Origin of the sequence: Brevundimonas naejangsanensis (genome assembly GCF_003627995.1) — a bacterium.
GTDB classification, from domain to species: domain Bacteria; phylum Pseudomonadota; class Alphaproteobacteria; order Caulobacterales; family Caulobacteraceae; genus Brevundimonas; species Brevundimonas naejangsanensis_B.
In genome coordinates, this window is the sequence record NZ_CP032707.1 from 969,021 (window position 1) to 995,096 (window position 26,076).

Genomic DNA, 26,076 nt, shown 5'->3' on the forward strand with positions numbered 1-26,076 from the left:
GCCCGTCAATCCGCGAGGACGAAGGTGACCTTCATATTGACGCGGTACTCGGTGATCGCGCCGTCGCGCACGATCACCTTCTGGTCCTGAATCCAGGCGCCTTCGACATGGCGCAGGGTCTTGTCGGCGCGGGCGATGCCCTGGGTGACGGCGTCTTCGAAGCTGACGGTCGAGGACGCGGTGATCTCGGTGACGCGGGCGACGGACATGGCAAGGCCTCCTGAACCCCGGTTCGCCAGTCGAACCGGCTGTCGAACCCCAACGCTTGACCCGTCCAAAAGTCAGGCTTGGCCATAAGAATCGACTTTCTCCCTTCCCTGTCGGCGGGGGAGGGCTTCAGCCATGAAAAACGCCCGCCCCGGCGAACGGGACGGGCGTTGTTTCTTTTTGCGCTAGCGCTCGACCCGCGCGGTCTCGCTGCTTGAGCGCGGGCGCTACCGCTCGACCCGCGGGGCCGAGCGCCTTGAGCGCTTAGGCCAGGGCGGCGCGGACCTTGTCGGCGATGCCCTTGAAGCCGGCCTCGTCGGCGGCGATGGCGGCCAGGACCTTGCGGTCCAGCTCGATGCCGGCCTTGTTCAGGCCGTGCATGAACTGCGAGTAGGTGAAGCCTTCGGTGCGGGCCGCGGCGTTGATGCGCTGGATCCACAGGGCGCGGAACGAGCGCTTCTTGTTGCGACGGTCGCGGTAGGCGTACTGACCGGCGCGGTCCACCGCGGCCTTGGCGGCGCGGATGGTGTTCTTGCGGCGGCCGTAGAAGCCCTTGGCCTGCTTCAGGACCTTCTTGTGCTTGGCGTGGGACGTAACGCCCCGGGTGACGCGAGCCATTGTAATTTTCCCTTCGGGAAGCCTCTAGCGTTCGCCGCGCGGCGGCTCACTGCATGAGAGGCTTTAGTTCAAATTCGATTATGCGGAGAGGATCAGTGATGCAGCGCGCCGATCAGGCGTACGGCATGTAGGACTTGATCTTCTTGGCGTCGGCGTCGGCCATGACCGAAGTGCCGCGGTTCTGGCGGATGTACTTCGAGTTGTGGCTGATCAGGCGGTGGCGCTTGCCGGCCACGCCAGCCTTGACCTTGCCCGTCGCGGTGAATTTGAAGCGCTTCTTGGCGCCCGACTTCGTCTTCAGCTTCGGCATTTTCACTCTCTCTATCTTGAGAGGGCTACCGCCCTTTGGCTACTTGAGCCCGAGGATGGAACCCTTGATTTAAGACCGCCCAGGCATGCCTGTTCGCCCGGCGGTCCAGTACGCGAAGGCGCGGCTTGTAAGGCGCCGCCCCCCCAAAAGCAAGACGCCCGGCGCAAAGGCCGGGCGGCGAACCGTCAGATTGCACGCCAGGGGCGTGCAGCGCCGCTTAGCGCGGCGCCAGGATCATGATCATCTGGCGCCCTTCCATCTTGGGCGCGAACTCGACCTTGGCTTCTTCCTCGAAATCCGTCTGGACCTTGTTCATCAGCTTCATGCCCAGTTCCGGGTGGGCCATTTCACGGCCGCGGAAGCGGATGGTAACCTTGACCTTGTCACCGTCATCGAAGAAGCGGTGCATGGCCTTGGCCTTCACCTCATAATCGTGGGTGTCGATGTTCGGCCGAAGCTTGATTTCCTTCAGCTCGACGACCTTCTGGCGCTTGCGCGCCTCGGCCTTCTTCTTCTGCTCCTGGAAACGATGCTTGCCGTAGTCCAGGATCTTGCACACCGGCGCGTCCGGATTGGCGACGATCTGAACCAGGTCCAGGCCCGCCTCCTCGGCGGCCTCCAGCGCGGCCGACAGCGGCATGACGCCCTGCTTCTCGCCGTTCTGATCGATGAGCAGAACGCGGGTGGCGCGGATTTCCTGGTTGATGGGCGGCCCGTCCTTTACGGGCGGCGCTTGCATGGGACGGCGAATGGGCGTCGTTTCCTTATGTGATCAGAAGATAGGCGAAACAGTCTGGATCAGCGCACGATTTTGCCGCGGCGTCCCAAGCGGCTGGAATATGGCGGCGCGGGGCCGCAAATTCAAGGCTTTTCAGGCTTGGAGCCGTCGGCGGCATAGGCGTCGTGGAGCGCCAGCACCCCCTCGAACACATGATCGACGCTCAGGTCCTCGATCGGCGCGAACTGGCCCCGGGTCTCGTTGGAGGCCACCGTGCGCGTCCGCGGCCCCCAGGGGCCATACAGCCACCACTCCGTCGGCCCGAACAGGCCCAGGGTCGGCCGACCCAGCGCCGCCGAGACGTGCATCAGGCCGCTGTCGTTGCCGACGAACAGGGCCGCCCGGTCGATGGCCGCGGCCGAACACAGGATGTCGCCCTTGCCCACGCAGTCGATGCCGCGCTCGCCCGCGGCCTCCAGCGCCGGCGTCGCAGGCGGCCGGTCGCCCGGGCCGCCCACTGGCATGAAGCGCCAGCCGTCAAAGCGCGGCTCGGCCTTGAGCCGCTCGACCAGGGCGCCCCAGCGATGGGCGGGCCAGGACTTGCCCGGCTGGTGGGCGATGGGGGCGAGCGCGATGATCGGCCCGGGACCCGCGCCGCCGGCGAGTTGCGGGTCGATGATCGCGGCGGCCTCGGCCCGCGCCCGGTCGTCGAGGAAGATCTCGGGGTCCAGGGACGCCTCGGCCCCCATCATGCGCGACACCGTCTCGACCTTGCGCAGCCCGGTCTCCCAGCGGCGGCTATAGACGATGCGCCGCTTGGTCGGGATCAGCCAGGCCAGGGCCGAGCCGCGGATGTCGACGACCAGGTCCCATTGCGTCCCGACCGCCTGCGCCCACAGTTCGACCCAGTGGCCGGCGGCCGGCTTCTTGTCGAGGGGGATGACCCGGGTCACGCCCGGCGCCGAGCGGAAGAAGGGCGCGGGCGGGCGGCCCGCCGCGACGGTGATCTCCGCCCCCGGCAGGATGCGGTTGATTTCGCGGATCACCCCCGAGGAGATGATGCTGTCGCCAATACGGTTGGCGGAGACGAACAGGACTTTGGGTGCGGACAAGCGGGGGCCCCTCGCGGCCTGTGAAGAAACGCCGTCTCTGCTAAAGCCATTCCGCGCCGAATGACAGTCCGAGGAGCCTTGCATGTCCGACTTCCAGACCCTGACCCAGACCCTGGCCCGCCCCGACGGCGAGACCCTGGCCTTCAAGACGGTCGCGGGCGACGGCCCGACCGTGATCTGGATCGGCGGCTTCCGTTCGGACATGGAGGGGACCAAGGCCCTGGCGCTGGACGCCGCCGCCCGCGAGCGCGGCTGGAATTACGTCCGCTACGACCACTTCGCCCACGGCGTCTCCTCCGGCGACTGGAAGCAGGCCACCATCGGCCGCTGGCGCGAGGACGCCGTCGCCCTGATCGACAGCCTGAAGAGCCCGGTCATCCCGGTCGGTTCGTCCATGGGCGGCTGGGTGGCCCTCTTGGCAACGCTGGCGCGGCCGGAGCGGATCAAGGGCGTGGTCCTGGTCAACCCGGCCCAGGACTTCACCGAAAAGCTGATGTGGCCGGGCCTCGCCGACCATGAGCGCCAGGCCATCCTGCGCGAGGGCGAGACGATCATCACCGAAGAGGGGCTGGGGTCCTACGTCCTCACCCGGCGCCTGTTCGAGGAGGCGCGCGACTGGCTGCTGCTGGACGGGACGATCGACATCGCGGCGCCGATCCACGTGCTTCAGGGCCGCGCCGACGACGTGGTGCCGTGGCGCCACCAGGTCGACCTGGCCGAGCGCCTGACCGGCGGCGACCTGCGCCTGGACCTGATCGAAGGCGGCGACCACCGGCTGTCGAGCCCGGCCGATCTGGCGCGCCTGGTCGAAGCCGTGGAGGCGATGCGGGGCTAATTTCCTCCCCATGAAATGGGGAGGAGAGGCTCAACTCGTCACAGAATAAACCGGCTCAGGTCCACGTTCTTGGCCAGGTCCCCGACCTTTTCGCGCACCTTGTCGCCGTCGAACACCAAGGTCTGGCCCGACAGGTCCGAGGCCTTGAAGCTGGTCTCCTCCAGCACCCGCTCCATCACCGTCTGAAGCCGGCGCGCGCCGATGTTCTCGACGGTGGAGTTGGCGGCCACGGCCGCGTCGGCCATGGCCTCGACGGCGTCGTCGGTGAAGACCAGGGTCACGCTCTCCGTCTCCAGCAGGGCCTGGTTCTGACGGATCAGATTGGCCTCAGGCTCGGTCAGGATGCGCTTGAAGTCGTCGCGGGTCAGGGCCTTCAGCTCAACCCTGATCGGCAGGCGGCCCTGCAGTTCGGGCAGCAGGTCTGACGGCTTGGCGACATGGAAGGCGCCCGAGGCGATGAACAGCACATGGTCGGTCTTCACCGGCCCGTATTTGGTCGAGACCGTCGTGCCCTCGATCAGGGGCAGCAGGTCGCGCTGCACGCCCTCGCGCGACACGTCGGCGCCCGACGCGCCCTGGCGCGCCGCCACCTTGTCGATCTCGTCGAGGAAGACGATGCCCTCGTTCTCGGCCAGCAGCAGGGCCTCCTTGGTCAGGCTTTCCTGATCCAACAGCTTGTCGCTTTCCTCGGTGGTCAGGGGGGCCATGGCCTCGGCGACCGTCAGCTTGACCGTCTTGGTGCGGCCGCCGCCCATCTTGCCCAGCAGGTCCGACAGGTTCAGCAGGCCGACGTTCCCGCCGCCCGGCACGTCGAGCCCCTGGATCGGCGAGCCGGTGTCGGCCAGAGCGATCTCGATCTCCTTGTCGTCCAGCTCGCCGGCGCGAAGCTTTTTCCTGAAGGCGTCGCGCGTGGCCGGCTGCGAGCCCGGCCCGACCAGGGCGTCCAGGATGCGCTCCTCGGCCTGGCCCTCGGCGCGGGCCTTCACGCCCGCGCGGCGCTTCTCGCGCACCATGACAAGGGCGCTCTCGACCAGATCGCGCATGATCTGATCCACGTCGCGGCCGACGTAGCCGACCTCGGTGAACTTGGTCGCCTCGACCTTGAGGAAGGGCGAGCCGGCCAGCTTGGCCAGGCGCCGAGCGATCTCGGTCTTGCCCACGCCCGTCGGGCCGATCATCAGGATGTTCTTGGGCGTGACCTCGTCGCGCAGGTCCTCGGGCACGCGCTTGCGGCGCCAGCGGTTCCTCAGGGCCACGGCCACGGCGCGCTTGGCGTCGTCCTGGCCGACGATGAAGCGATCCAGTTCGGAGACGATTTCGCGGGGAGATAGGTCGGTCATGATCGCCAGATAGGGGGTCTCAGCCGCCGGCGGGAGGGGGTGCGGCGTCAGGCGCGGCGGAAACGGGCAGCGCCGCCATCAGCTGGGCGAACATCAGAGCCCATCCGTCCGTCCCCTTGCGCCACAGCCGCACATAGTGGCCGCGCCGCTCGGCCCCGTCGCGGCTCCAGAGCGCCGGTCCGTAGGTCCAGGCCAGATCGCCCGCCCGTGACGCCCCGCCGCCTTCGGTCGGGCCGAAATCGAAGGTCGAGGGCCAACCATCCAGCGCCGCCGCCATGGCCGCCCGGCCGATGGCGGGCGGACGCGGCGCGACATAGAGCCGCCCATCCTCGGCCAGCACCGCCAGATGGGCCGCCCTCTGATCCGTGCGCGCGGCCTCGGCCAGCCTCGCCTCGGCGGCCCGCACCTCGGCCATGGCTGCCTCCGGGGAAGCCGACACGCCGACGCCCGTCTTCATCAGCATGGGCTCTCTGTCGGGGCCGGGAACCTCGGCCGCGCTCGCACCGGAGCCGCCGTCATAGACCCAGCGCCAGCGGCCGTCGGGCTGGCAGGCCCAGATGGTGAAGTAGTGGCCCGTGCGCGCGCCGTTCACCGCCACCCCGCCCGTGGTGAAGCCCAGGTCGCCGGAGCGGGCGATCCCGGCCCAGTTGGGCCACCACTCCAGGCTCGGCTCGTCGGCGGGGCGCGCCGCCTCGGGCGGATAGACCTCGCGCACCGTCTGGGCCCGCCCCTGGGCGATGACCGCGGCGTCGGGCGTCGCCCACTTGTTGAAGCTGCCGCCGATCCCCAGGCCAGACGCATCGGCGGCGAAGGCCCGCTCGGCGGCGACCACCGGCGCGGGGGAGGCCGCGGGGCAAGCGCCCCCGTCGGCAGCGATCGTGGCGATGGCGAACATCAGGGCGGCGAGCGGCATGACGGCGATCCTCCGCCACGCATTGGTCGCCCGAAATCGTCGCCTGTCGCCTTAATTCGCGGAAAGCCGCGTTCTCCGGCGCACGCGCGAACGGCAGCGCCCTGCCACGCGCTCAAGCAGCGCGGCTCCGCGAGCCGCGCGATAGCGCCCTTAAAGACTCTCGATGGTGAGGTTGCCGTTGGTGTAGACGCAGATCTCGGCGGCGAGCTTCATGGCCTTGCGGGCGATCTGCTCGGCGTCCAGATCGGTCTCCTCCAGCAGGGCGCGGGCGGCCGACAGGGCGTAGTTGCCGCCCGAGCCGACGGCGGCCACGCCGTATTCCGGCTCCAGCACGTCGCCGACGCCGGTGACGGTCAGGATGGCGTCCTTGTCGGCGACCAGCAGCATGGCCTCCAGCCGCCGCAGGTAGCGGTCGGTGCGCCAGTCCTTGGCTAGGTCGACGCAGGCGCGCGCCAGCTGGTCGGGATACTGCTCCAGCTTGGCTTCCAGCCGCTCGATCAGGGTGAAGGCGTCGGCCGTGGCCCCGGCGAAGCCCGCCAGCACCTTGCCGCCCGCCAGGACGCGCACCTTGCGCGCCTTGCCCTTGACGATGGTCGCCCCCATCGAGACCTGGCCGTCGCCGGCGATGACGGTGCGGCCATTCTTGCGCACCGCCAGAATGGTGGTGCCGTGCCAGTCGGGAAAGGAGGATGCGGTCGTGTTCATGGCGCTGACATGGCGAAGCCCGTCTCGGGCCGCAAGATCAAGGCCGCTTGAGACGACCGCGCGCAACATCGTAAGGATTTGTTAACCGGATCGTGAAAAGGCAGCGCCCCGTTCCGCCCCGCCCGCCCCAGTCCGGCGGAGAGCGCCGCGTTTTCGACGAGTTCCCTTGCCTCTGCACCGCGCCATCTTCGTCAGCGACGCCGTCGGCGCTGCGGCGACCAGCCTCCTGCCCCTGGCCGAGATTCTCGGCCAGGCCGGGCGCAACAACCGTCGCTCAGGCCTAACCAGCGCCCTGATGCGCCACGACGGCCGCTTTCTGCAGGTCATCGAGGGTCGCCGGGCCGACGTCGATCGGCTGATGGACCGGCTGCGGCTCGACCCCCGCCATGAGAACGTCCGCCTGTTGTCGGACGTGGCGGTCGCCGACCGTCGGTTCGGCGACTGGCCGATGATCCTGGTCGAGCTGACGTCGGCGGCGGCCAGGGTCCTGAACGGCGAGCCCCTGGATCAGTTGAGCCCGGCCCGGGCCGAGACCTTGTTGGCGACCGCCGTCGACGCCGCAGCGGTTCCGGCCTGATCGACATGCCTGACGGGGCGGCCCGGCTGCGCTAGACAGTCGGGCGTGACCCAGCCTTCCGCCCCTCCCGTCCCGGTTCGCTTCTCCGATGAAGAAGTCGAGCGCTACGCCCGCCAGCTGGTCCTGTCCGAGATCGGCGGCCCCGGCCAGCAGGCGCTGAAGCGCGCCCGCGTGCTGATCGTCGGCATGGGCGGGGTCGGCAATCCGGCCGCCCTCTACCTGGCCGCCGCCGGGGTCGGGACCCTGGGCCTGATCGATGACGACACGGTGGCCCTATCCAATCTGCAGCGCCAGATCGCCTTCACCGCCGCCGACGCCGGCCGGTCGAAGGTCGAGACGGGCGCCGCGCGGCTGACGGCGCTGAACCCGCATGTCGCGGTCGAGACCTTCAACCAGCGCCTGACGCCCGACAGCGCCGCGGCCCTGATGCGGGATTTCGACCTGGCGCTGGACGGCACCGACGATTTCGAGACCCGCCTGGCCGTCAACGCCGCCTGCATGGCCGCGGGCAAGCCCCTGGTGTCGGGCGCCCTGGGCCGATGGTCCGGCCAGGTGGCGGTGTTCGAGGCCCGGCCCTGCTATCAGTGCCTGGTGCCCGAGATTCCGCCGGACGCCGAGACCTGCGCCCGCGTCGGCGTGGTCGGCGCCCTGGCCGGCGTCATCGGCGCCATGGCGGCCCTGGAGGCGATCAAGCTCATCACCGGCGCGGGCGAACCGCTGCGCGGCCGGCTGATGCTCTATGACGGCCTGGCGGGCGCCAGCCGCGTGGCCAGGATCGCCGCCGACCCCGCCTGTCCGACGTGCGGCAGCCGGCCCCCCTCGCCCTAGGCGAAGGCGCGTCTCAGCAGGGCGACGTAGCGCTCCATGAGGCCCTGCTCCACCTCGTCGTCCCAGTCGCTGTGGCCGGCGTCGGGCACCTCGACGTAGTCGATGCTCTTGCGCGCGCTGCGCAAAGCGCTGTTCATGATGCGGGACTGGATCACCGGCACGATTGCATCATCGACGCCATGCACAAGCAGGACGGGACAGGTGATTTCCGCGGCGCGGCGACGCGGTGAGGCCGCCTGCAGCATCGGACCGTCCGTCTCGGGATCGCCGATCCGCTTCTTCCAGAATCCGTACACCTCCTTGGTCGGGGTGTCGTCATCCCGCCGTTCCCAGGCCAGCATGTCCACAAGGTCGGTCACGCCGCAGATCGAGATCGCGGCCTTGTACAGATCCGGCCGCCGGACGGCGCCCATCAGCGCCGCATAACCGCCGTAGCTGGTTCCCATGATGGCCACGCGGTCGCCGTCCAGGCCCTTGTCGCGCACGACCTGGGCGACGGCGTCCTCGACATCCTCCTGCATCCGCTCGCCCCAGCGCCGCCAGCCCTGCTGGGCGAAGGCCTGCCCATAGCCGCCGGAGCCGCGGAAATTAGGCTGGAGCACCCACCAGCCCTGCGCCGCCAACACCTGCACCTGGCGGTCATAGCCGCGCTGATCACGGGCTTCCGGCCCGCCGTGCGGCATGACCACCAGCGGTCCGGGCGCAGCCCCTGGCGGAGCCGTCAGATAGGCCTCGATGGCGGCGCCGTCGCGCGTGCGGACCGTCAACAGGTCGCAACCGCCCAACCTCTCGAAATCCAGATCGTAGCGCGATCCCAGGTTCGACATGCTGCGGGCGGCCTTGTCGTACAGATACCACGCGCCGGGCTCCCTCGGGCCTTCGACATAGGCGATGAACCGGTTGCGGTCGTCGCTGACCTGGCTGAGATGCACGTCGCAGTCGTCATCGAAAAAGCGGTTCATCGCCCGATGGTGGACCGCCAGACCTTCCTCGGCGAAGTCATACTCGAGCCGATCGCCGTAATAGGCGGCGCCGACATAGCGTCTGCGGGCGTCCAGCAGGCCATACAGGACGTCGCGGCCGGGCCTGGGCTGCATCGGCGGGCCGAGGACCAGGGAGTGCAGGTTCATCTCGCGAATGGCCTCGACATCCTCCCCCTCGCCGCGCGCCGACACCAGGACCGTGTCGGGACGGCTTCCCCCGCCGACCCACGAGAAGTCCGGCGCGTCGACGATGCGATTGCGACGAACGAAGCGCCATTCCTTCTCACCCGGCGCGCGGGCGTGAATCGTCTCCACCGTTCCGCGCGGGTTGACGTCGCGACGCAGGACGGCGACGCCCCCGTGGGTTTGCCAGCCCCTGGTCATGGAAGTGCCCCGCTCCAATCGTTCCGCGGCGCCGTTGTTGATGTTGACCCGATGAAGCCCCATCACCCCGTCGGCTTCCCAGGCGGTCATCAGAACGTGGTCGGGATCGTTCGGCAGGATGTCGATCACCCGGCCGAGGTCCATCGAATAGCGCAACCGCTGGCGTTCGCCCTCGAACAGGACGACGGTGTCGTTGGTTTCGTGATCGATCGACACGATCCGTCGGGATGTCAGCGTCTCGCTGGGGCCGATCAGGTTCGATCCCATCGGCTTGCGTCCCGGGACGACCCGTTTGATGAGGACCCGCGCCAGAAGACGCTGGTCGTTGGCCCATTCCAGCGCCTCGACCGTCAGCTTGCCGAGTTCGATGCGTCGCCGCCGCCCTTCGGGCTGGGCGGCGTCAAGAATGTCGATCACGCCGCGCGGTTCGTCGCGGGTCCCGAGTTGCTCCAGAACGGCGATCCGGGCGCCCGAGGGCGAGAGGATCACCGCCTGCGTCCTGGGCCGGGCGAAGAAGTCGGCGGCGGCGTAGGCAGCCGCGGGGGCCGCGCTCGCCAAGCGCACGTTCAGAAGCGAAAGCGCCGCCCCGGCGCCCCCGGCCAGCAACAGACCCCGCCGCGACAGCGCGGCCCGACGTGAATGATTTGAACCCCGCATGTTTCCCCCAACGGCTTCTCGCATAGTGGTGCGGGAGAGGGGGCATCCGGTCAAGCTTGAGGAACGGCGTTACAGCATCGCCGGAATGACCCGGTCGGGCGGACGGTGGCCGTTCTGATAGGTCATGATGTTGGCGATGACGCGGTCGCCCATGTCCTGGCGGGCCTCGAGGGTGGCCGAGCCAAGGTGGGGCAGCAGGACCACGTTCGGGTGGCCCAGCAGGCCGGGGTGGACCTGCGGCTCGTGCTCGAAGACGTCCAGTCCGACGCCGGCGACGGCGCGGGCCTTCACCGCCTCGGCCAGGGCCGCCTCGTCGATCAGTTCGCCGCGCGCCGTATTGATCAGGAGGACGTGCGGCTGCAGCCGGGCCAGGCGCTCGGCCGACAGCAGGTGATAGGTTTCCTTGGTCGCCGGGCAGTTCAGCGAGATGACGTCCATCCGCGCCAGCATCTGGTCCAGATCATCCCACCAGGTGGCGCCCAGCTCCTCGGCGATCATATCCGGGACGGGTTTGCGGTTATGATAGTGGACCTGCATGCCGAAGGCCTTGGCGCGGCGCGCCAGGGCCTGGCCGATACGGCCCATGCCGACGATGCCCAGCCGCTTGCCCCACAGCTTGCGGCCGCACATCCAGGTCGGGGCCCAGCCCTTGAACTCGCCCGCCGCGACGATGTTGGCGCCCTCGACGATGCGGCGGCTGACCGCCAGGATCAGGGTCATGGCCAGGTCGGCCGTGTCCTCGGTCAGGACGCCGGGCGTGTTGGTGACGATGATCCCGCGCCCCACGGCGGCGTCGACATCGATATGGTTCACCCCGGCGCCGAAGTTGGCGATCATCTTCAGCCGTTCGCCCGCCCCGGCGATCAGGTCGGCGTCCAGCTGATCGGTGATGGTCGGGACCAGGACGTCGGCGCGCTGCAGGGCGGCCGCCAGGTCGTCGCGCGACATGGGCCGGTCGGTCAGGTTCAGCTCGGCGTCGAACAGCTCGCGCATGCGCGTCTCGACGGCGTCAGGCAGGCGCCTGGTTAATACGACCTTAAGCTTGCGGGCGGACATAGGGGGGTCTGGATTTTTCCACGGGCGTCGCCCGCTCGGAACGGGTCAATCGGTGTCTAGCAAAGCTGCGGTCAGGTTCAAAAGGGCGCGTCGCGTCGCGGCGCTCGCCGTCGTCCTTCTGACCGGCGTCATGGTTTCGGCGGGGGCGACCATGCCCGACGGCCGGCCGACGCCGACGGGGCTGGAGGTGCCGCGCTGGGTGACGCTGAAGTCGTCCCAGGTGCGGGCGCGCCAGGGGCCGGGCCTCGACTACCGCATCCTGTGGGAATACCGCGCCGCCGGCCTGCCGGTGCAGGTGATCGCCGAGACGCGCGAGTGGCGCAAGATCTGCGACCCGGACGGCTCCGTCGCCTGGATTCACCGCACCGTCGCCTCGGGCCGTCGCAGCGTCTTCAACCGCTCGGACCAGGAGATTCCGATCCGCTCGGGCCGGTCCGAGACCGCCTCGGTGCGGGCTCGGCTGTCGCCGCACGCCCTGGTGTCGCTGGACGAATGCGAGGACGGCTGGTGCCGGGTTCGCGCCCGCAAGCTGCGCGGCTGGGTGCCCGAGCGCGCCGTCTTCGGAACCCAGGACCGGGCCCTGTGCAACGCCGCCCGCCCCGCCGGAACCGGCCGCGCCTCCTGACGCCGAGCCCGACGGCAAGGTTGAGCGCGGCCTCTGGGTCGTGTAACCCGCCAGCAACACCTTTCGGAGCCGAATTCCCTTGAGCCAGTCGCAATATCCGTCGTCGTTCGATCACGAAGGCCTGCTGGCCTCGGGCCGGGGCGAGCTGTTCGGCCCGGGCAACGCCCAGCTGCCGGCGCCGCCCATGCTGATGTTCGACCGGATCAAGACCATCACCGCCGACGGCGGCGACTACGGCAAGGGTTATGTCGAGGCCGAACTCGACATCCACCCGGACCTCTGGTTCTTCCAGTGCCACTTCATCGGCGACCCCGTCATGCCCGGCTGCCTGGGCCTGGACGCCATGTGGCAGCTGGTCGGCTTCTACCTCGGCTGGATCGGCGGACCGGGCAAGGGCCGCGCCCTGGGCGTCGGCGAGGTCAAGTTCACCGGCCAGGTGACCCCCGACGTCAGGAAGGTGGTCTATAAGGTCCACCTGAAGCGCGTCATCAACCGCAAGCTGGTCATGGGCATCGCCGACGGCGTGCTCGAAGCCGACGGCGAGGTCATCTACACCTGCGCCGACATGCGCGTCGGCCTGTTCGGCGGCGCGGCTCCGGTAGCGGCGGCCGAAGGCTGACCCCACTTACCCTACAGACCGCGGCCAACGCGGCGAGTGCAGACTGAACGTTAGGAAACCACCATGCGGCGTGTCGTCGTCACCGGATTGGGCATCGTCTCCTCCATCGGCACCGGCCAGGATGAGGTCGCGGCCTCCCTGCGCGAAGCCAAGTCGGGCGTCCAGCACGCCGCCGATCACGCCAAATACGGCTTCCGCTCCCAGGTCTGGGCGCCGCCGGCCCTGGGCGTCACCGCCGAGGACTGGGCCCCGCTGGTCGACCGCCGCGCGGCCCGCTTCCTGGCCAACGGCACGGCCTGGGCCCACATCGCCTTCGAGGAGGCGCTGAAGGACAGCGGCCTGACCGCCGACGAGATCAAGGACGAGCGCATCGGCCTGATCGTCGGCGAGGGCGGCCCCTCGACCCAGGTCATCCTGCAGGCGGCCCAGACCACGATCGAGAAGGGTTCGCCCAAGCGCGTCGGCCCCTTCGCCGTGCCCAAGGCCATGGCCAGCGGCCCCTCGGCCGTCCTGGCCACCTGGTTCGAGCTCAAGGGCATCAACTATTCGATCTCCTCGGCCTGCGCGACCAGCGCCCACTGCATCGGCGCGGCCGCCGAGCAGATCGCCTGGGGCAAGCAAGACGTGGTCTTCGCTGGCGGCTGCGAGGACATCGACTGGTCGATGTCCAACCTGTTCGACGCCATGGGCGCCATGTCCTCCAACTTCAACGAGACCCCCGCCAAGGCCAGCCGCGCCTATGACAAGGACCGCGACGGCTTCGTCATCGCCGGCGGCGCCGGCATCGTCGTGCTCGAGGAATACGAGCGCGCCGTGGCGCGCGGCGCGACCATCTACGCCGAGGTCACCGGCTACGGCGCCAACTCGGACGGCTACGACATGGTGGCTCCCTCGGGCGAGGGCGCCGAGCGCTGCATGAAGATCGCGCTGGAAATGGCCGGCAATCCGAAGATCGACTACCTCAACCCGCACGGCACTTCGACCCCGGTCGGCGACAGCAAGGAGATGGGCGCGGTGCGCAACGTCTTCGGCGAGAACCTGCCGATGATCTCCTCGACCAAGTCGCTGACGGGCCACTCGCTCGGCGCGGCGGGCGCCCAGGAGGCCATCTACTGCCTGCTGATGATGAAGCACGGCTTCGCCGCCGAGAGCGCCCACATCGAGACCCTGGATCCCGAATTCGAGGGCATGCCGATCCTGCGTCAGCGCCATGACGGCGAACTGAAGCACGTCATGTCCAACAGCTTCGGCTTCGGCGGCACCAACGCCAGCCTGATCCTGTCCAAGGTCTAGCCCCTTATCGGTGCGGACTGAGCCAAGCCGAACCCGGATCAATGGTCGGAATTAAGCCCTTGAGCGAACATCTGAGCTCCCATGCGATCGCATGGGAACCGCGCTCGTTCTGAGCTTCACCGACCGGGACAATCCGAAACGACACGAAAACGCCCCCATTCGGTCCTTCGCCCGCCCGGAAGGGCGCGCACAAATACAGCATCGGCCTGTCGGAGTCTGGAGAAGTCCCGGATCCTGAACAGCCCCCCCAGCCCCCAGGATTTTTCCGCTTAGGGCTTCGGCGGGTCGATGCTTCCTCCAAGCGAGACGCCCGTGTCTGCCCTCCTCCCCCTCCCAGGCAGCGCGGGCGTTTTGCTGTCTGGAGCAGGCTCGGAAGCGCCTCAGCCGGGCAGGTCGGCCTCGATCCGCTCGCCGTCGCGCACCAGGACCAGAGCCGCCGCCTCCAGGCCGCCCAGGCGCTGCGCCAGGTCGGCCATGTCGGCCACAGGGGCGCCGTTCGCCTCCACCAGCAGATCGCCTGCCTGCACGCCCGCCGCCGCCGCGCGCGAGCCGGGCTCGACCACGGCGACCAGGACCCCGCCGTCCTCGCCGGCGTTGCGGATCGTCAGGCCCCGCACCATGGCCGACTGGAGCCCGAGGCGGACAGCCGCCGGATCGGACGGCTCGACCGTCAGCCGCCCGGCGGCCTCGCCCCCGTCGCGCAGATAGACCACGGGCATCTGCGTCCCGGGCCGGGCGATGCCGATCGTGGCCTGGACCGAGCCGGCGTTGGCCACGGGCCGATCCTGGATGCGGGTGATCACGTCGCCGGGCCTCAGCCCCGCCCGCTCGGCCGTCGAGCCGGGCTCGACGTCATAGACCACAGCCCCGCGCACGATGTTCAGCCCGACCTCGCGGGCGCGTTCCGCCGTCAGGGAGCCCAGGGCAGCGCCGATGCGGCCGCGCTTGACCTCGCCCGTGGCGCGCAGCTGGTCGACCACGAACATCATGATGCGCGTCGGCACGGCGAAGGCGATGCCGTCGTTGCCGCCGCCGAAGCCGCCCGACAGGATGGCGGTGTTGATGCCGATCAGACGCCCCCGGCTATCCAGCAGCGGCCCGCCCGAATTGCCCGAGTTCACGGCCGCGTCGGTCTGGATGTAGTCCTCGATGGCGTCGCCCATGCCCGAACGGTTCAGGCCCGAGATGACGCCCATGGTCAGGGTCTGGTCCAGGCCTAGGGGATAGCCGACCGCGAAGGCCAGGTCGCCGCTGCGCAGGGTGTCGGAGTCCACCGTCTGCACCTGCGACAGCCCCGTGGCGTTGATCTTCAGCACGGCGATGTCGGTGGCCTTGTCGGCCCCGATCAGGGTGGCGTCGAACAGGCGGCCGTCGATCAGGTCGACGGTGAACTTCTGGCCGTTCTCGATGACGTGGTGGTTGGTGACGATGATGCCTTCGCGCGCGTCGATGATGACCCCCGACCCGCCCTGCGACGGCTTGGGCTCGCGCTCGGAACTGGGGCCGCGCGACTGGCCCAGGGTGGTCACTTGCACCACGGCGGGCAGGCTCTGCTCCAGCCCGGCCGCGAAGCTGAACACCCCGCGTCGCGCGTCATAGGGCAGGGCCGCCGCGGCCCCGGGCGACGCCTGCGCGGCCGTCGCGGCCTGGGCCGCGCCGCTGAAGCTGAGGATCGCCAGAGCGGCGCCGGCCAGCAGACTGTTTCGCATGGTGTTCGGTTCCTTCGCTGGGCTACAGCCTAGCCGCAGACGGCGCGCCTGACGATGGCTTCCACGCTCGCGAAGGAGCGAAACGCGCGACGGCCGCGAAGGATCGGCCCCCGCGCGCCTCAGTCGCCGAGCACCTCGCCCGCCAGGGCGCGCAGGACCGCCCGGTTGACCGTCTCGGCCTGGGTGCCGTCGCCACTGTTGACCACCGTCAGGATGGCGCTGCGGTTGTCGAGCCGTGCCACCACCACGGCGTGCCAGTAACCGTTGGAGCCCACGTGCGTCAGATATCGGCCCGGCTTGCCGCCGAAGGCCGCCGGGGTGCCCCAGCCCAGGCCCGCGACCTTGCCGTCCCGGGCCGTATGCAGCAGGCGATAGCTCTCGACCGACAGCAGGCGGCCGCGACCGTCCTCGCCCTCCATCTGATCCAGAACGAAGCGGGCCCAGTCCTGCAGGCTCATGTGCAGCTCGCCCGCCGGCGCCAGCACGGTCGGATTGTCGGCGCGCGGCCCGGTGAGCGGCCGGCCGTCCTCATGCCCCAGGGGCTGGCCCGCGACGGTCGGGCCGAACGCCGCCGTGGTCATGCCCAGCGGCTGCAGCACCAGTTCGGCCGTCAGCTGCTCGATCGACTTGCCGGTCGCCCGTTCGGCCGCGGCGGCGGCCAGGATGTAGCCGCCGTTGCTGTAGCTCTGCGTCGTGCGCGGTTCGACGGCGGGGGCCTGGGTCACGGCCACGGCGGCGTAGGCCCGGCGCTGCTCCATCACCGGGCGCGGATCGTCATAGAAGGCCAGGGTCTCTTCCAGGCCGATGATGTCCGGCAGGCCCGACAGGTGCGACAGCAAGTCCAGCAGGGTGGCCTGCCGGTATTGCGGGCGCATGCTTGCCGCCAGTTCGGGCAGCAGGGCCTCCAGCGGCGTCTCCCACGACAGGACGCCCTGCTCCACCAGGCGAGCGATGGCCGTGGCGGTGATCGCCTTGCCGTCCGACCCCAGGTGCCAGACGTCGTCGGTCGTGGCCGGGACCCGGCTCTTCAGATCACGCACCCCCGCGACGCCCTGGCCTGCGACGACGCCGTCGCGGATGGTCAGGGTCGCCAGTCCGGGGACGTCGGTTCCCGCCAGCAGGGGCGCCAGCCGAGGCGACAGGTCGGCGGGCTCGGCCGCGCGGACCGACGACAAGGGGGCCAGGGCGAGCACGGCCGCGGCGGCGACGGCGAGAAAGGCGCGTTGGGCGAACATCGGAATCTCCATCAGATGCGCCGCCCTAGCTTTGCCCTACGCCGAAAACAAGGCGTTTGGATTTCCGTCCCGTAACCTTCCTAGAAGGCGGCCTCGCCGGTGATGGCGCGGCCCAGGATCAGAGCGTGGACGTCGTGCGCGCCCTCGTAGGTGTTGACCGTCTCCAGGTTCATGGCGTGGCGCATGACGTGCAGTTCGCCGGTGATGCCGGCGCCGCCGTGCATGTCGCGAGCGACGCGGGCGACGTCCAGCGCCTTGCCGCAGTTGTTGCGCTTCATCAGGCTGATGGCCTCGGGAACCCAGGCGCCCGTGTCCAGCAGGCGGCCCAGGGCATAGGCGCCCTCGAAGCCGAGGAAGATCTCGGTCTGCATGTCGGCCAGCTTCTTCTGCACCAGCTGGCGCGACGACAGCGGACGGCCAAACAGGGTGCGCTCGGCGACATAGTCGCGGCTGGCGTGGAAGCAGAACTCGGCGGCGCCCATGGCGCCCCAGGCGATGCCGTAGCGCGCCTTGTTCAGGCAGGAGAACGGCCCGCGCAAGCCTTGCACGCCCGGCAGGATGTTGGCCTCCGGCACGAAGACGTCGTTCAGGCCGATGTCGCCAGTGACCGAGGCGCGCAGGGACAGCTTGTCGCCGATCTTGCCCGTGGTGAAGCCGTCGAAGTCGCGCTCGACGATGAAGCCCCTGATCTTCCCGTCCAGCTTGGCCCAGACGATAGCCAGGTCGGCGATGGGCGAGTTGGTGATCCAGTATTTGCCGCCGTTCAGGCGATAGCCGCCCTGAACCGCGACCGCCGTGGTCTTCATCGAGGCCGGGTCAGAGCCGCCGTCGGCCTCCGTCAGGCCGAAGCAGCCGACCAGTTCGCCCGCCGCCATCTTGGGCAGAAACTTGGCCTTCTGCTCATCCGAGCCGAAGGCGTAGATCGGGTACATGGCCAGGGACGACTGCACGCTCATGGCCGAGCGATAACCGCTGTCGATGGCCTCGATCTCGCGCGCGATCAGGCCATAGGCGACATGGCTGGCTTCCGAACCGCCGTACTGTTCCGGCAGCATGGCGCCCAGGAAGCCCATCTCGCCCATCTCGGTCATGATCGTGCGATCGAAGACTTCGTCGCGGAAGGCGGCGACGACGCGCGGCAGCAGGGCCTCGCGCGCATAGGCTCGCGCCGCGTCCTGGACCATCCGCTCCTCGTCGGTCAGACGGCCGCGCAGGTCGAAGGGATCATCCCAACGGAAGGTCTGTTGCGAAGCGTGCGAGCCGTCGGCCATCGGTGTTTCCTGCGCATATAAATTTGCGGGGTTCTTCACGGTCGTCACGCGCGCTGATCGGGGCGTGACGATGCGACCCCTGTTCCATCGGTCAGTTTAGGCGATAAAGGATGAGCCGGGTAGAGGGACGCGCGCAGCCGCGTTAGGTAGGGTCATGTCGAGTCAATTTTCACGTCTGTTCCGCGATCATCCGCGCGAGGTCGGCGAGAGCTATCTGGAGCACATGGCCGCCTCGTCGCGGTTCGGCTTCAAGCTGATTCGCCTCGCCGCCTGTGCCTTCACCCATGCGCTGGTGCCGGGCCTGCACAAGACCACGGTTTCCGACGCCATTCGCGGCATGGCCCACGACATGGGCGGCCGGGCCGCCGAGGCGCGCGAATGCCGGATGCGCGACGCGGGCGTGTGGGACGTGGGGCTCTAGACCGTCGGTTCAGGCGTTCAGAATCCCGACCAGCCATAGGACCAGGGTCAGCAGCAGAACCGTCCCCACGACCGCCATGCCCGCCCATTGAAAGGCGCTGAAGCGGCGCGGCAGGCTCGTGCCGACAAAGCCTGCGCCGGCGGCGAAGGCGAACAGAGCCAACCCCCGCGAGGCCGTTCGCACCGTCGCGTCAGGCCGGCCCAGATCGTCCCCCTCGTCGGTCGCGAACTCGCCCGTCCCGGCGCGCGCCAGCAGGTCGCGCGCCCGCGCCGCCTGGTCGGGTCGGCCCATCAGGCGGATGCCCAGGGCGCGCTGCATCAGTGGATCGACCGTGGTCTGGAACCGCTCCGTCACCGACACCTCGATGTCGTGCGACGCCAGGAAAGCCGCCGCCAGATCGGCCTCATAAACATCGTGGTAACGGGCGATCTCGACCAGGCTCATGACCCCAGCCTAGCACGACCTTCGGCTTGCCAAACCGCGAATTGAAAACGGCGGGACCCGAAGATCCCGCCGTCGTCAGTCTTTCGCGTGATGCGGACCTTACAGGTCCAGCAGGGCGCGCGCCGGATCTTCCAGCAGTTCCTTGATGCGGACCAGGAAGGTCACGGCTTCCTTGCCGTCGACGATGCGGTGATCGTAGCTGAGGGCCAGGTACATCATCGGGCGGATCTTGACCTCGCCGTTGATGGCCATCGGACGCTGCACGATGTTGTGCATGCCCAGGATGCCCGATTGCGGCGCGTTCAGGATCGGCGTCGACATCAGCGAGCCGTAGGTGCCGCCGTTGGTGATGGTGAAGGTGCCGCCCTGCATCTGGTCCATGGTCAGGGCGCCGTCGCGGGCGGCCCGGCCCAGGGCGGCGATGCCCTTTTCGATGCCGGCCAGCGACAGGACGTCGGCGTCACGCAGCACCGGAACCACCAGGCCCTTGTCGGTGCCGACGGCGATGCCGATGTCGTAGTGGTTCTTGTAGATGATGTCCGTGCCGTCGATCTCGGCGTTGACCGCCGGGATTTCGTGCAGGGCCTGGACCACCGCCTTGGTGAAGAAGGACATGAAGCCCAGCTTCACGCCGTGGCGCTTCTCGAAGACTTCCTTGTACTGGGCGCGCAAGGCCATGACGTTGGTCATGTCCACCTCGTTGAAGGTGGTCAGCTGGGCGGCCGTGTTCTGGGATTCCTTCAGGCGGCGGGCGATGGTCTGACGCAGGCGCGTCATCTTCACCCGCTCTTCGCGCGGCTGGTCGGCGCGCGGGGCGGCCGGGGCGGCGGCGGCGGGCGCAGCCGGAGCGGCGGCGCCGATGGCGGCGATGGCGTCAGCCTTGGTGATGTTGCCCTTCGGACCCGAAGCCGACAGCGAGGCCGGGTTCAGGTTGTTTTCCGAAACGACGCGCTGGACGGCGGGCGACAGATGGGCCGAGGTCGGGGCCGCGGCCGGAGCGACGGCGGGCGCGGCGGCCGGAGCGGCAACGGCGCCCGAAGCGGCGACCGAGCCGATCACTTGGCCGGGGGTCACGGTGGCGCCGTCGGCGGCGATGATGGTCAGGACGCCGGCGGCCGGGGCCGAGACCTCGACGGCCACCTTGTCGGTCTCGATCTCGACCAGCAGCTCGTCCTTGGCGACCGTGTCGCCCGACTTCTTCAGCCAGGTCCCGATCGAGCCTTCGGCGACGCTCTCGCCCATGGTCGGCACGGCGATGTCGACCGCGGCGCCGCCCGAAGCGGCCGGAGCGGCGGCGGGCGCGGCGGCCGGAGCCGGGGCGGCGGCCGCGCCGCCTTCGGTCACGGCGCCCAGCACCGTGCCGGGAACGACGGTGTCCCCCTCGGCGGCGTTGATCGCCGACAGCACGCCGTCGGCCGGAGCCACGACTTCCAGCGAGACCTTGTCGGTTTCCAGCTCGACCAGGACTTCGTCCTTCTTCACGGCGTCGCCGACCTTCTTGGTCCACTTGGCGATGGAGGCTTCGGCGACGGATTCACCGAGGGCGGGGGTGAGGATATCGGCCATCTTCAGTGTCTTTTCGTGTCTGAACTTTGCTTGTCTTTTAGGTCAGGCGCGGCGGTCAGGCCATGGCCTCGGCGAGGAAGGTCTCGAGTTCCTTCAGGTGACGGCTCATCAGGCCCGCAGCGGTCGAGGCCGAGGCCGGACGACCGACGTAGCGCGCGCGCTTGGCCTTCACGTCCAGCTTCTCGAGCGTCAGCTCGATCCACGGATCGACGAAGGTCCAGCCGCCCATGTTCTTGGGCTCTTCCTGACACCAGACCAGATCGGCGTTGGGGAAGCGGGCCAGTTCCGCCGAGATCGACTTGATCGGCCACGGATAGAACTGCTCCAGGCGCAGGATGTAGATGTCGTCCCTGCCGGCCTTCTCGCGCGCGTCCAGCAGGTCGTAATAGACCTTGCCAGAGCAGACGATGACCTTGCGGATGTCCTTGTCGGCCTTGAGCGTGACGCCCGCCACATCCGGACGCAGCTGGGCGTCGTCGCGCAGCACGCGGTGGAAGGAGCTGCCCTCGGCCATGTCCGCCAGGGTCGAGACCGCCTTCTTGTGACGCAGCAGCGACTTGGGCGTCATCAGGATCAGCGGCTTGCGGAACGAGCGGTGCAGCTGGCGACGCAGGATGTGGAAGTAGTTGGCCGGCGTCGTGCAGTTGGCGACCTGCATGTTGTTCTCGGCGCACTGCTGCAGGAAGCGCTCCAGACGGGCCGAGGAGTGCTCGGGACCCTGGCCTTCATAGCCGTGCGGCAGAAGCATCACGAGGCCGCTCATCCGCAGCCACTTGCGCTCGCCCGAGGAGATGAACTGGTCGATCACCACCTGGGCGCCGTTCACGAAGTCGCCGAACTGGCCTTCCCACATGGTCAGGGTGTTCGGGTCGGCCAGGGAGTAGCCGTATTCGAAGCCCAGCACCGCCTCTTCCGACAGGGCCGAGTCGATGACCTCGAAGTGGGCCTGGCCGTCACGCAGGTTGTTCAGCGGGAAGTAGCGCTGCTCGGTCGTCTGGTCGGTGATGCCCGAGTGACGCTGCGAGAAGGTGCCGCGCACCGAGTCCTGGCCCGACAGGCGGATGTTGTAGCCTTCGTCCAACAGGCTGGCGAAGGCCAGGCTCTCGGCCGTGGCCCAGTCGATGTTCTGGCCGGTCGACACCGTCTCGCGACGGGTCTCGATGACGCGCTTCAGCGTCTTGTGCACGTCGACGCTGTTGGGAATCGTGGTCAGGCGGTGGCCGTAGTCGCGCAGCTTGTCGGCGGCGACGGCGGTCTGGCCCTTCTGCTGCTGGTCATCGCCGGCGTCGACGCCCAGGCCCTTCCACTCGCCGTCCAGCCAGTCGGCCTTCTTGGCCTCGAAGGTCTTGCCTGCCTCGAACTCGGCGTCGAGGTAGGCCTCGAAGCGGGCGATCTCGGCGTCGACCTCGGCCTGGGTGATGACGCCCTCGGCGATCAGGCGCTTGGCGTAGATCTCCAGCGTCGAGGGCTGGTTCTTGATCTTCGCGTACATCAGCGGCTGGGTGAAGGTCGGGTCGTCGCCTTCGTTGTGGCCGAAGCGGCGGTAGCAGAACATGTCCACCACCACGTCCTTGTGGAATTTCTGGCGGTATTCCGTGGCTACCTTGGCGGCGAAGACGACCGCTTCGGGATCGTCGCCGTTCACGTGGAAGATCGGCGCCTGGACCATCAGAGCCACGTCCGACGGATAGGGCGACGAGCGCGAGTTGCGCGGGCTGGTGGTGAAGCCGATCTGGTTGTTGATGACGAAGTGCAGGGTGCCGCCGGTGCGGTAGCCCTTCAGCCCCATCAGGGCGAAGCACTCGGCCACCACGCCCTGGCCGGCGAAGGCGGCGTCGCCGTGGATCAGCAGGGGGGCGACCTTGGAGCGGTCCAGCACCCATTCGGCGTCCGGCTTGCCGGCGTTGACCTCGGCCTCGCGGATGTCGAAGGCCTGCTTGGCGCGCGACTTGCCCAGGACGACCGGGTTGACGATCTCCAGGTGCGAGGGGTTGGCGGTCAGCGACAGGTGGACCTTGTGGCCGTCGAACTCACGGTCCGACGAGGCGCCCATGTGATACTTCACGTCGCCCGAGCCCTCGATGTCCGAGGGGACGGACGAGCCGCCCTGGAACTCGTGGAAGATGGCCTTGTAGGGCTTGCCCATGACCGCCGCGAGGACGTTCAGGCGGCCGCGGTGGGCCATGCCCAGGACGATCTCGTCGACGCCCAGGGCGCCGCCGCGCTTGATCACCTGCTCCAGCGCCGGGACCATGGCCTCGCCGCCGTCCAGGCCGAAGCGCTTGGTGCCGGGGAAGCGCTTGTGCAGGAAGCGCTCGAAGCCCTCGGCCTCGGCCAGCTTCTTGAAGATGGCCAGCTTGCCTTCCTTGGTGAAGGCGTTCTGCTCGAACTTGTCCGGCCCCTCGAAGCGCTGCTGCAGCCAGGCCTTCTCTTCGGGTTCGGCGATGTGCATGAACTGGACGCCGATATTGCCGCAGTAGGTGCGGCGCAGCAGCTCCATCACCTGACGCAGCGAGCCGGTCTCCAGGCCGAGGACGCCGTCGAGGAAGATCGGACGGTCCATGTCGGCGGCGGTGAAGCCGTAGAACTCGGGCGTCAGCTCGGGATTCTGGATCGGCTGCTCGATGCCCAGCGGGTCGAGCTTGGCCTGCAGGTGGCCGCGCACGCGATAGGCGCGGATCAGCATCAGGGCGCGGATGGAATCGTGGGCGGCGGCGCGCACGTCGGCGGCCGAGACGGCGCCCGAGGCGTCAGCGGCCGGAGCGGCCGGGCGCGGGCCGGGCTTGCCGGCGGCCTTGGCGTCGACCTTGGGCGCGGGCCAGCGGCCGTCGAACACGGCGGTCTCTTCGGTCGGCTCGGTCGCGCCCGAACGGCCCCAGGAGCCGGCGGCGGCCGACTGCTTCACCAGGTCGGCGTTGTCCTTCAGCTGATCGAAGAAGGCGCGCCACTCCCCCGGCACCGAGCCGGGGTCCGAGGCCCATTTTTCGTGCAGGTCCTCAATGAAGGCGGCGTTCGCGCCATAGAGGAAGGAGGTCTCGGCAAAGACCTGGTTCAGCCGACCTGCATCGTCCGCCATTTTTCTCTCGTATTTCCCTATCAGCCGCCCGCGCACGTCTGCGTGGGTGCGGCGCCGCTCATATAGGCCCTGTTTCCTTACCGGTCATGACCGAACGGAGGCGGACCGGGTGGAAATTGGTCGAATCGGCAAGAAAAAACGCCTCCGGACGATTCCGGAGGCGTTACAAAAGGTCACATGGCGCGAAAAACGACCCCGAAACACGGTTCGATTAGACTTTGGTCCAATCCGCCCCTCAGAGGCGACTGCGTCGCGAACGTCAGCGCCGCGCCCAAGGGGCGCTCAAGCAGCGAGCCGCCGCGCGGCGAGCGATAGCGCCCGCACGCGCAGCGTGCCCGCTGAAGGGCCTTAGCCCTTCAGCACTTCAACGAGAGTCGTGCCCAGACGGGCCGGCGACGGCGAGACGCGGATGCCGGCGGCTTCCATCGCCGCGATCTTGGATTCCGCATCGCCCTTGCCGCCCGAGACGACCGCGCCAGCGTGGCCCATGGTGCGGCCCTTCGGAGCGGTGCGGCCCGCGATGAAGCCGGCCATCGGCTTCTTGCGGCCCTTCTTGGCTTCGTCGATCAGGAACTGGGCGGCGTCTTCTTCGGCCGAACCGCCGATTTCGCCGATCATGATGATGGATTCCGTGGCGTCGTCGGCCAGGAACATCTCCAGCACGTCGATGAACTCCGTGCCCTTGACCGGGTCGCCGCCGATGCCGACGGCCGTGGTCTGGCCCAGGCCCTCGTTCGAGGTCTGGAACACGGCTTCATAGGTCAGGGTGCCCGAACGCGAGACGATGCCCACGTTGCCCTTCTTGAAGATCGAGCCCGGCATGATGCCGATCTTGCACTCTTCAGGCGTCAGGACGCCGGGGCAGTTCGGGCCCAGCAGGCGCGACTTGGACTTCTCCAGGCGCGCCTTCACGCGCACCATGTCCTGCACCGGGATGCCTTCGGTGATGCAGGTGATGAAGGGGATCTCGGCCTCGATGGCTTCGATGATGGCGTCGGCCGCGCCTGCCGGCGGGACGTAGATCACCGAGGCGTCGGCGCCGGTGCGCTCCTTGCCTTCGGCGACCGAGGCGAAGATCGGCAGGCTTTCGCCGTGCGAACCGGTCCAGGTCTGGCCGCCCTTGGCCGGGTGGATGCCGCCGACCATTTGCGTGCCGTAGTAGGCCAGGGCCTGTTCGGTGTGGAAGCTGCCGGTCTTGCCGGTCAGGCCCTGAACCAGGATCTTGGTGTTCTTGTTGACGAGGATGGACATGTGTCTGTGCTCTGAAATCTGTGTGTCTGCGAGGCGGTCGTCGTTAAGGCCGAGCCTTAGGCGATCGCCGCGACGATCTTCTGGGCGGCGTCGTCCAGGTCATCGGCGGCCGTGATGGCCAGACCCGACTCGTTCAGGATCTTCTTGCCCAGCTCGACGTTCGTGCCTTCCAGACGCACGACCAGCGGCACCTTCAGGCCCACTTCCTTCACCGCGGCGACGACGCCTTCAGCGATGACGTCGCACTTCATGATGCCGCCGAAGATGTTGACCAGGATGCCTTCGACCTTGGGGTCGGCGGTGATGATCTTGAAGGCCGCTGCGACCTTCTCCTTCGAGGCGCCGCCGCCGACGTCGCAGAAGTTGGCGGGTTCCTTGCCGTACAGCTTGATGATGTCCATCGTCGCCATGGCCAGACCCGCGCCGTTGACCATGCAACCGATGTTGCCGTCCAGCGCGACATAGGCGAGGTCCCACTTGGAGGCCTCGATCTCCTTGGCGTCTTCTTCCGTTTCATCGCGCAGGGCGCGGATGTCTTCGTGGCGGTACAGGGCGTTGCCGTCGAACGAGACCTTGGCGTCCAGAACGCGCAGGTGGCCGTTCTCCATGACGATCAGCGGGTTGATCTCGAGCATGTCCATGTCCTTCTCGACGAAGGCCTTGTACAGGATCGGGAACAGCGACTTGCCGTCCTCGGCGGCGTCGCCGGTCAGCTCCAGAGCGGCCGAGATCTTGGCCACGTCGGCGTCGGTCACGCCCGCTTCCGGGTCGATGGCGATGGTGTGGATCTTTTCAGGGGTGGCGTGAGCCACTTCTTCGATGTCCATGCCGCCTTCGGTCGAGACGACGAAGGCCACGCGGCCAACCGAGCGGTCAACCAGCAGCGAGCAGTACAGTTCGCGGGCGATGTCGGCGCCGTCCTCGATGTAGAGGCGGTTGACCTGCTTGCCGGCCTCGCCCGTCTGGGCCGTCACCAGGGTGTTGCCCAGCATTTCCTTGGCGTGGGCGACGGCTTCTTCGATCGAGAAGGCCAGACGCACGCCGCCCTTGGCGTCGGCGGGCAGCTCCTTGAACTTGCCCTTGCCGCGGCCGCCGGCGTGGATTTGCGACTTCACGACGTAGAGCGGGCCCGGCAGTTGCTTGGCGGCGGCTTCGGCCTGGTCCGCCGAGGTGATGGCGACGCCCGCCGCGACCGGGGCGCCGTAGCCCTTGAGGACCTGCTTGGCCTGATACTCGTGAATGTTCATGTCTGATCCGCGCCGTTAGGGAGGGTTGTGGAAACTTTGGTCGGGCTTATAGGCGTCGGGCCTTCGCCTGCGCAAC

Annotated in this window: 25 protein-coding genes; 7 read left to right on the forward strand and 18 right to left on the reverse strand. The window is 68.6% G+C overall.

What is annotated here, in order from left to right:
- Positions 1-5: 5 nt before the first annotated feature.
- The 5 genes from D8I30_RS04565 to D8I30_RS04585 form a co-directional block, all read right to left on the reverse strand.
- Positions 6-209 carry a dodecin family protein gene (locus tag D8I30_RS04565; RefSeq protein WP_121481690.1) on the reverse strand — a complete coding sequence of 68 codons (204 nt, stop codon included), beginning with the start codon at positions 207-209 and terminating at the stop codon, positions 6-8.
- A gap of 262 nt (positions 210-471) precedes the next feature.
- Positions 472-825 carry a 50S ribosomal protein L20 gene (gene rplT / locus D8I30_RS04570; protein ID WP_003166434.1) on the reverse strand — a complete coding sequence of 118 codons (354 nt, stop codon included), beginning with the start codon at positions 823-825 and terminating at the stop codon, positions 472-474.
- Between the two features lie 112 nt (positions 826-937).
- Entirely contained in the window at positions 938-1,135 is a 198-nt protein-coding gene (gene rpmI, locus D8I30_RS04575) for a 50S ribosomal protein L35 (RefSeq protein WP_003166435.1), read from the reverse strand.
- A gap of 217 nt (positions 1,136-1,352) precedes the next feature.
- The gene (gene infC, locus D8I30_RS04580) at positions 1,353-1,874 is read right to left on the reverse strand and encodes a translation initiation factor IF-3 (RefSeq protein WP_121481691.1); all 522 of its coding nucleotides are present in this window, start codon (positions 1,872-1,874) and stop codon (positions 1,353-1,355) included.
- Between the two features lie 122 nt (positions 1,875-1,996).
- Entirely contained in the window at positions 1,997-2,965 is a 969-nt protein-coding gene (locus tag D8I30_RS04585) for a glycosyltransferase family 9 protein (protein ID WP_121481692.1), read from the reverse strand.
- 82 nt (positions 2,966-3,047) lie between these two features.
- Here D8I30_RS04585 and D8I30_RS04590 point away from each other — a divergent pair, with 82 nt between their 5' ends.
- The gene (locus D8I30_RS04590; protein WP_121481693.1) at positions 3,048-3,800 is read left to right on the forward strand and encodes an alpha/beta fold hydrolase; all 753 of its coding nucleotides are present in this window, start codon (positions 3,048-3,050) and stop codon (positions 3,798-3,800) included.
- Positions 3,801-3,838: 38 nt separating this feature from the next.
- Here the strand turns inward: D8I30_RS04590 and hslU are convergent, their stop codons facing one another.
- From hslU to hslV, 3 genes are all read right to left on the reverse strand, one after another.
- Positions 3,839-5,140: an ATP-dependent protease ATPase subunit HslU gene (gene hslU / locus D8I30_RS04595; RefSeq protein ID WP_121481694.1), complete on the reverse strand. Its 1,302-nt coding sequence runs from the start codon at positions 5,138-5,140 to the stop codon at positions 3,839-3,841.
- 19 nt (positions 5,141-5,159) lie between these two features.
- Positions 5,160-6,053: a DUF4440 domain-containing protein gene (locus D8I30_RS04600; protein WP_121481695.1), complete on the reverse strand. Its 894-nt coding sequence runs from the start codon at positions 6,051-6,053 to the stop codon at positions 5,160-5,162.
- 150 nt (positions 6,054-6,203) lie between these two features.
- A complete protein-coding gene (gene hslV / locus D8I30_RS04605; RefSeq protein ID WP_430805152.1) occupies positions 6,204-6,827 on the reverse strand; it encodes an ATP-dependent protease subunit HslV in 624 nt (207 codons plus the stop codon).
- Between the two features lie 97 nt (positions 6,828-6,924).
- Between hslV and D8I30_RS04610 the strand changes: the two genes are divergently transcribed.
- Together D8I30_RS04610 and D8I30_RS04615 are read left to right on the forward strand one after the other, a co-directional pair.
- Entirely contained in the window at positions 6,925-7,335 is a 411-nt protein-coding gene (locus tag D8I30_RS04610) for a BLUF domain-containing protein (protein ID WP_121481697.1), read from the forward strand.
- Positions 7,336-7,380: 45 nt separating this feature from the next.
- Positions 7,381-8,163: a HesA/MoeB/ThiF family protein gene (locus D8I30_RS04615; protein ID WP_121481698.1), complete on the forward strand. Its 783-nt coding sequence runs from the start codon at positions 7,381-7,383 to the stop codon at positions 8,161-8,163.
- Here D8I30_RS04615 and D8I30_RS04620 read toward each other — a convergent pair.
- Positions 8,160-10,088: an alpha/beta hydrolase family protein gene (locus D8I30_RS04620; RefSeq protein WP_162938806.1), complete on the reverse strand. Its 1,929-nt coding sequence runs from the start codon at positions 10,086-10,088 to the stop codon at positions 8,160-8,162. The genes D8I30_RS04615 and D8I30_RS04620 overlap by 4 nt on opposite strands.
- Positions 10,089-10,256: 168 nt before the next feature.
- Complete coding sequence (locus D8I30_RS04625) at positions 10,257-11,243, reverse strand: 2-hydroxyacid dehydrogenase (protein WP_121481700.1); 987 nt, start codon at positions 11,241-11,243, stop codon at positions 10,257-10,259.
- 52 nt (positions 11,244-11,295) lie between these two features.
- On the opposite strand from D8I30_RS04625, the gene D8I30_RS04630 reads away from it, so the two are divergent.
- The 3 genes from D8I30_RS04630 to fabB all read left to right on the forward strand — a co-directional run bounded on the left by D8I30_RS04630 (position 11,296) and on the right by fabB (position 13,780).
- Positions 11,296-11,868, forward strand: a complete 573-nt coding sequence (locus D8I30_RS04630; protein ID WP_240387325.1) for an SH3 domain-containing protein — start codon at positions 11,296-11,298, stop codon at positions 11,866-11,868.
- Between the two features lie 79 nt (positions 11,869-11,947).
- A complete protein-coding gene (fabA, locus tag D8I30_RS04635; RefSeq protein WP_121481701.1) occupies positions 11,948-12,487 on the forward strand; it encodes a 3-hydroxyacyl-[acyl-carrier-protein] dehydratase FabA in 540 nt (179 codons plus the stop codon).
- A gap of 63 nt (positions 12,488-12,550) precedes the next feature.
- A complete protein-coding gene (gene fabB, locus D8I30_RS04640) occupies positions 12,551-13,780 on the forward strand; it encodes a beta-ketoacyl-ACP synthase I (protein ID WP_121481702.1) in 1,230 nt (409 codons plus the stop codon).
- Positions 13,781-14,160: 380 nt separating this feature from the next.
- Here the strand turns inward: fabB and D8I30_RS04645 are convergent, their stop codons facing one another.
- From D8I30_RS04645 to D8I30_RS04655, 3 genes are all read right to left on the reverse strand, one after another.
- Positions 14,161-15,489, reverse strand: a complete 1,329-nt coding sequence (locus D8I30_RS04645) for a trypsin-like peptidase domain-containing protein (protein WP_121481703.1) — start codon at positions 15,487-15,489, stop codon at positions 14,161-14,163.
- Positions 15,490-15,608: 119 nt separating this feature from the next.
- Entirely contained in the window at positions 15,609-16,724 is a 1,116-nt protein-coding gene (locus D8I30_RS04650; protein ID WP_162938807.1) for a serine hydrolase domain-containing protein, read from the reverse strand.
- Positions 16,725-16,804: 80 nt separating this feature from the next.
- The gene (locus D8I30_RS04655; RefSeq protein WP_121481705.1) at positions 16,805-17,995 is read right to left on the reverse strand and encodes an acyl-CoA dehydrogenase; all 1,191 of its coding nucleotides are present in this window, start codon (positions 17,993-17,995) and stop codon (positions 16,805-16,807) included.
- A gap of 154 nt (positions 17,996-18,149) precedes the next feature.
- Here D8I30_RS04655 and D8I30_RS04660 point away from each other — a divergent pair, with 154 nt between their 5' ends.
- A complete protein-coding gene (locus D8I30_RS04660; protein WP_121481706.1) occupies positions 18,150-18,416 on the forward strand; it encodes a DUF6356 family protein in 267 nt (88 codons plus the stop codon).
- 9 nt (positions 18,417-18,425) lie between these two features.
- Here D8I30_RS04660 and D8I30_RS04665 read toward each other — a convergent pair whose 3' ends face one another.
- The 5 genes from D8I30_RS04665 to sucC all read right to left on the reverse strand — a co-directional run bounded on the left by D8I30_RS04665 (position 18,426) and on the right by sucC (position 26,000).
- Positions 18,426-18,860 (reverse strand): hypothetical protein, encoded by a 435-nt coding sequence (locus tag D8I30_RS04665; protein WP_121481707.1) that lies wholly within the window; start codon positions 18,858-18,860, stop codon positions 18,426-18,428.
- A gap of 99 nt (positions 18,861-18,959) precedes the next feature.
- On the reverse strand, positions 18,960-20,426 hold the full coding sequence (odhB, locus tag D8I30_RS04670) for a 2-oxoglutarate dehydrogenase complex dihydrolipoyllysine-residue succinyltransferase (RefSeq protein ID WP_121481708.1): 1,467 nt from the start codon (positions 20,424-20,426) through the stop codon (positions 18,960-18,962).
- 55 nt (positions 20,427-20,481) lie between these two features.
- Positions 20,482-23,502, reverse strand: a complete 3,021-nt coding sequence (locus D8I30_RS04675) for a 2-oxoglutarate dehydrogenase E1 component (RefSeq protein ID WP_121481709.1) — start codon at positions 23,500-23,502, stop codon at positions 20,482-20,484.
- 348 nt (positions 23,503-23,850) lie between these two features.
- Positions 23,851-24,753, reverse strand: coding sequence for a succinate--CoA ligase subunit alpha (gene sucD, locus D8I30_RS04680; RefSeq protein ID WP_121481710.1), 903 nt, complete (start codon positions 24,751-24,753; stop codon positions 23,851-23,853).
- A gap of 56 nt (positions 24,754-24,809) precedes the next feature.
- A complete protein-coding gene (gene sucC / locus D8I30_RS04685) occupies positions 24,810-26,000 on the reverse strand; it encodes an ADP-forming succinate--CoA ligase subunit beta (protein ID WP_121481711.1) in 1,191 nt (396 codons plus the stop codon).
- Positions 26,001-26,076: the final 76 nt, after the last annotated feature.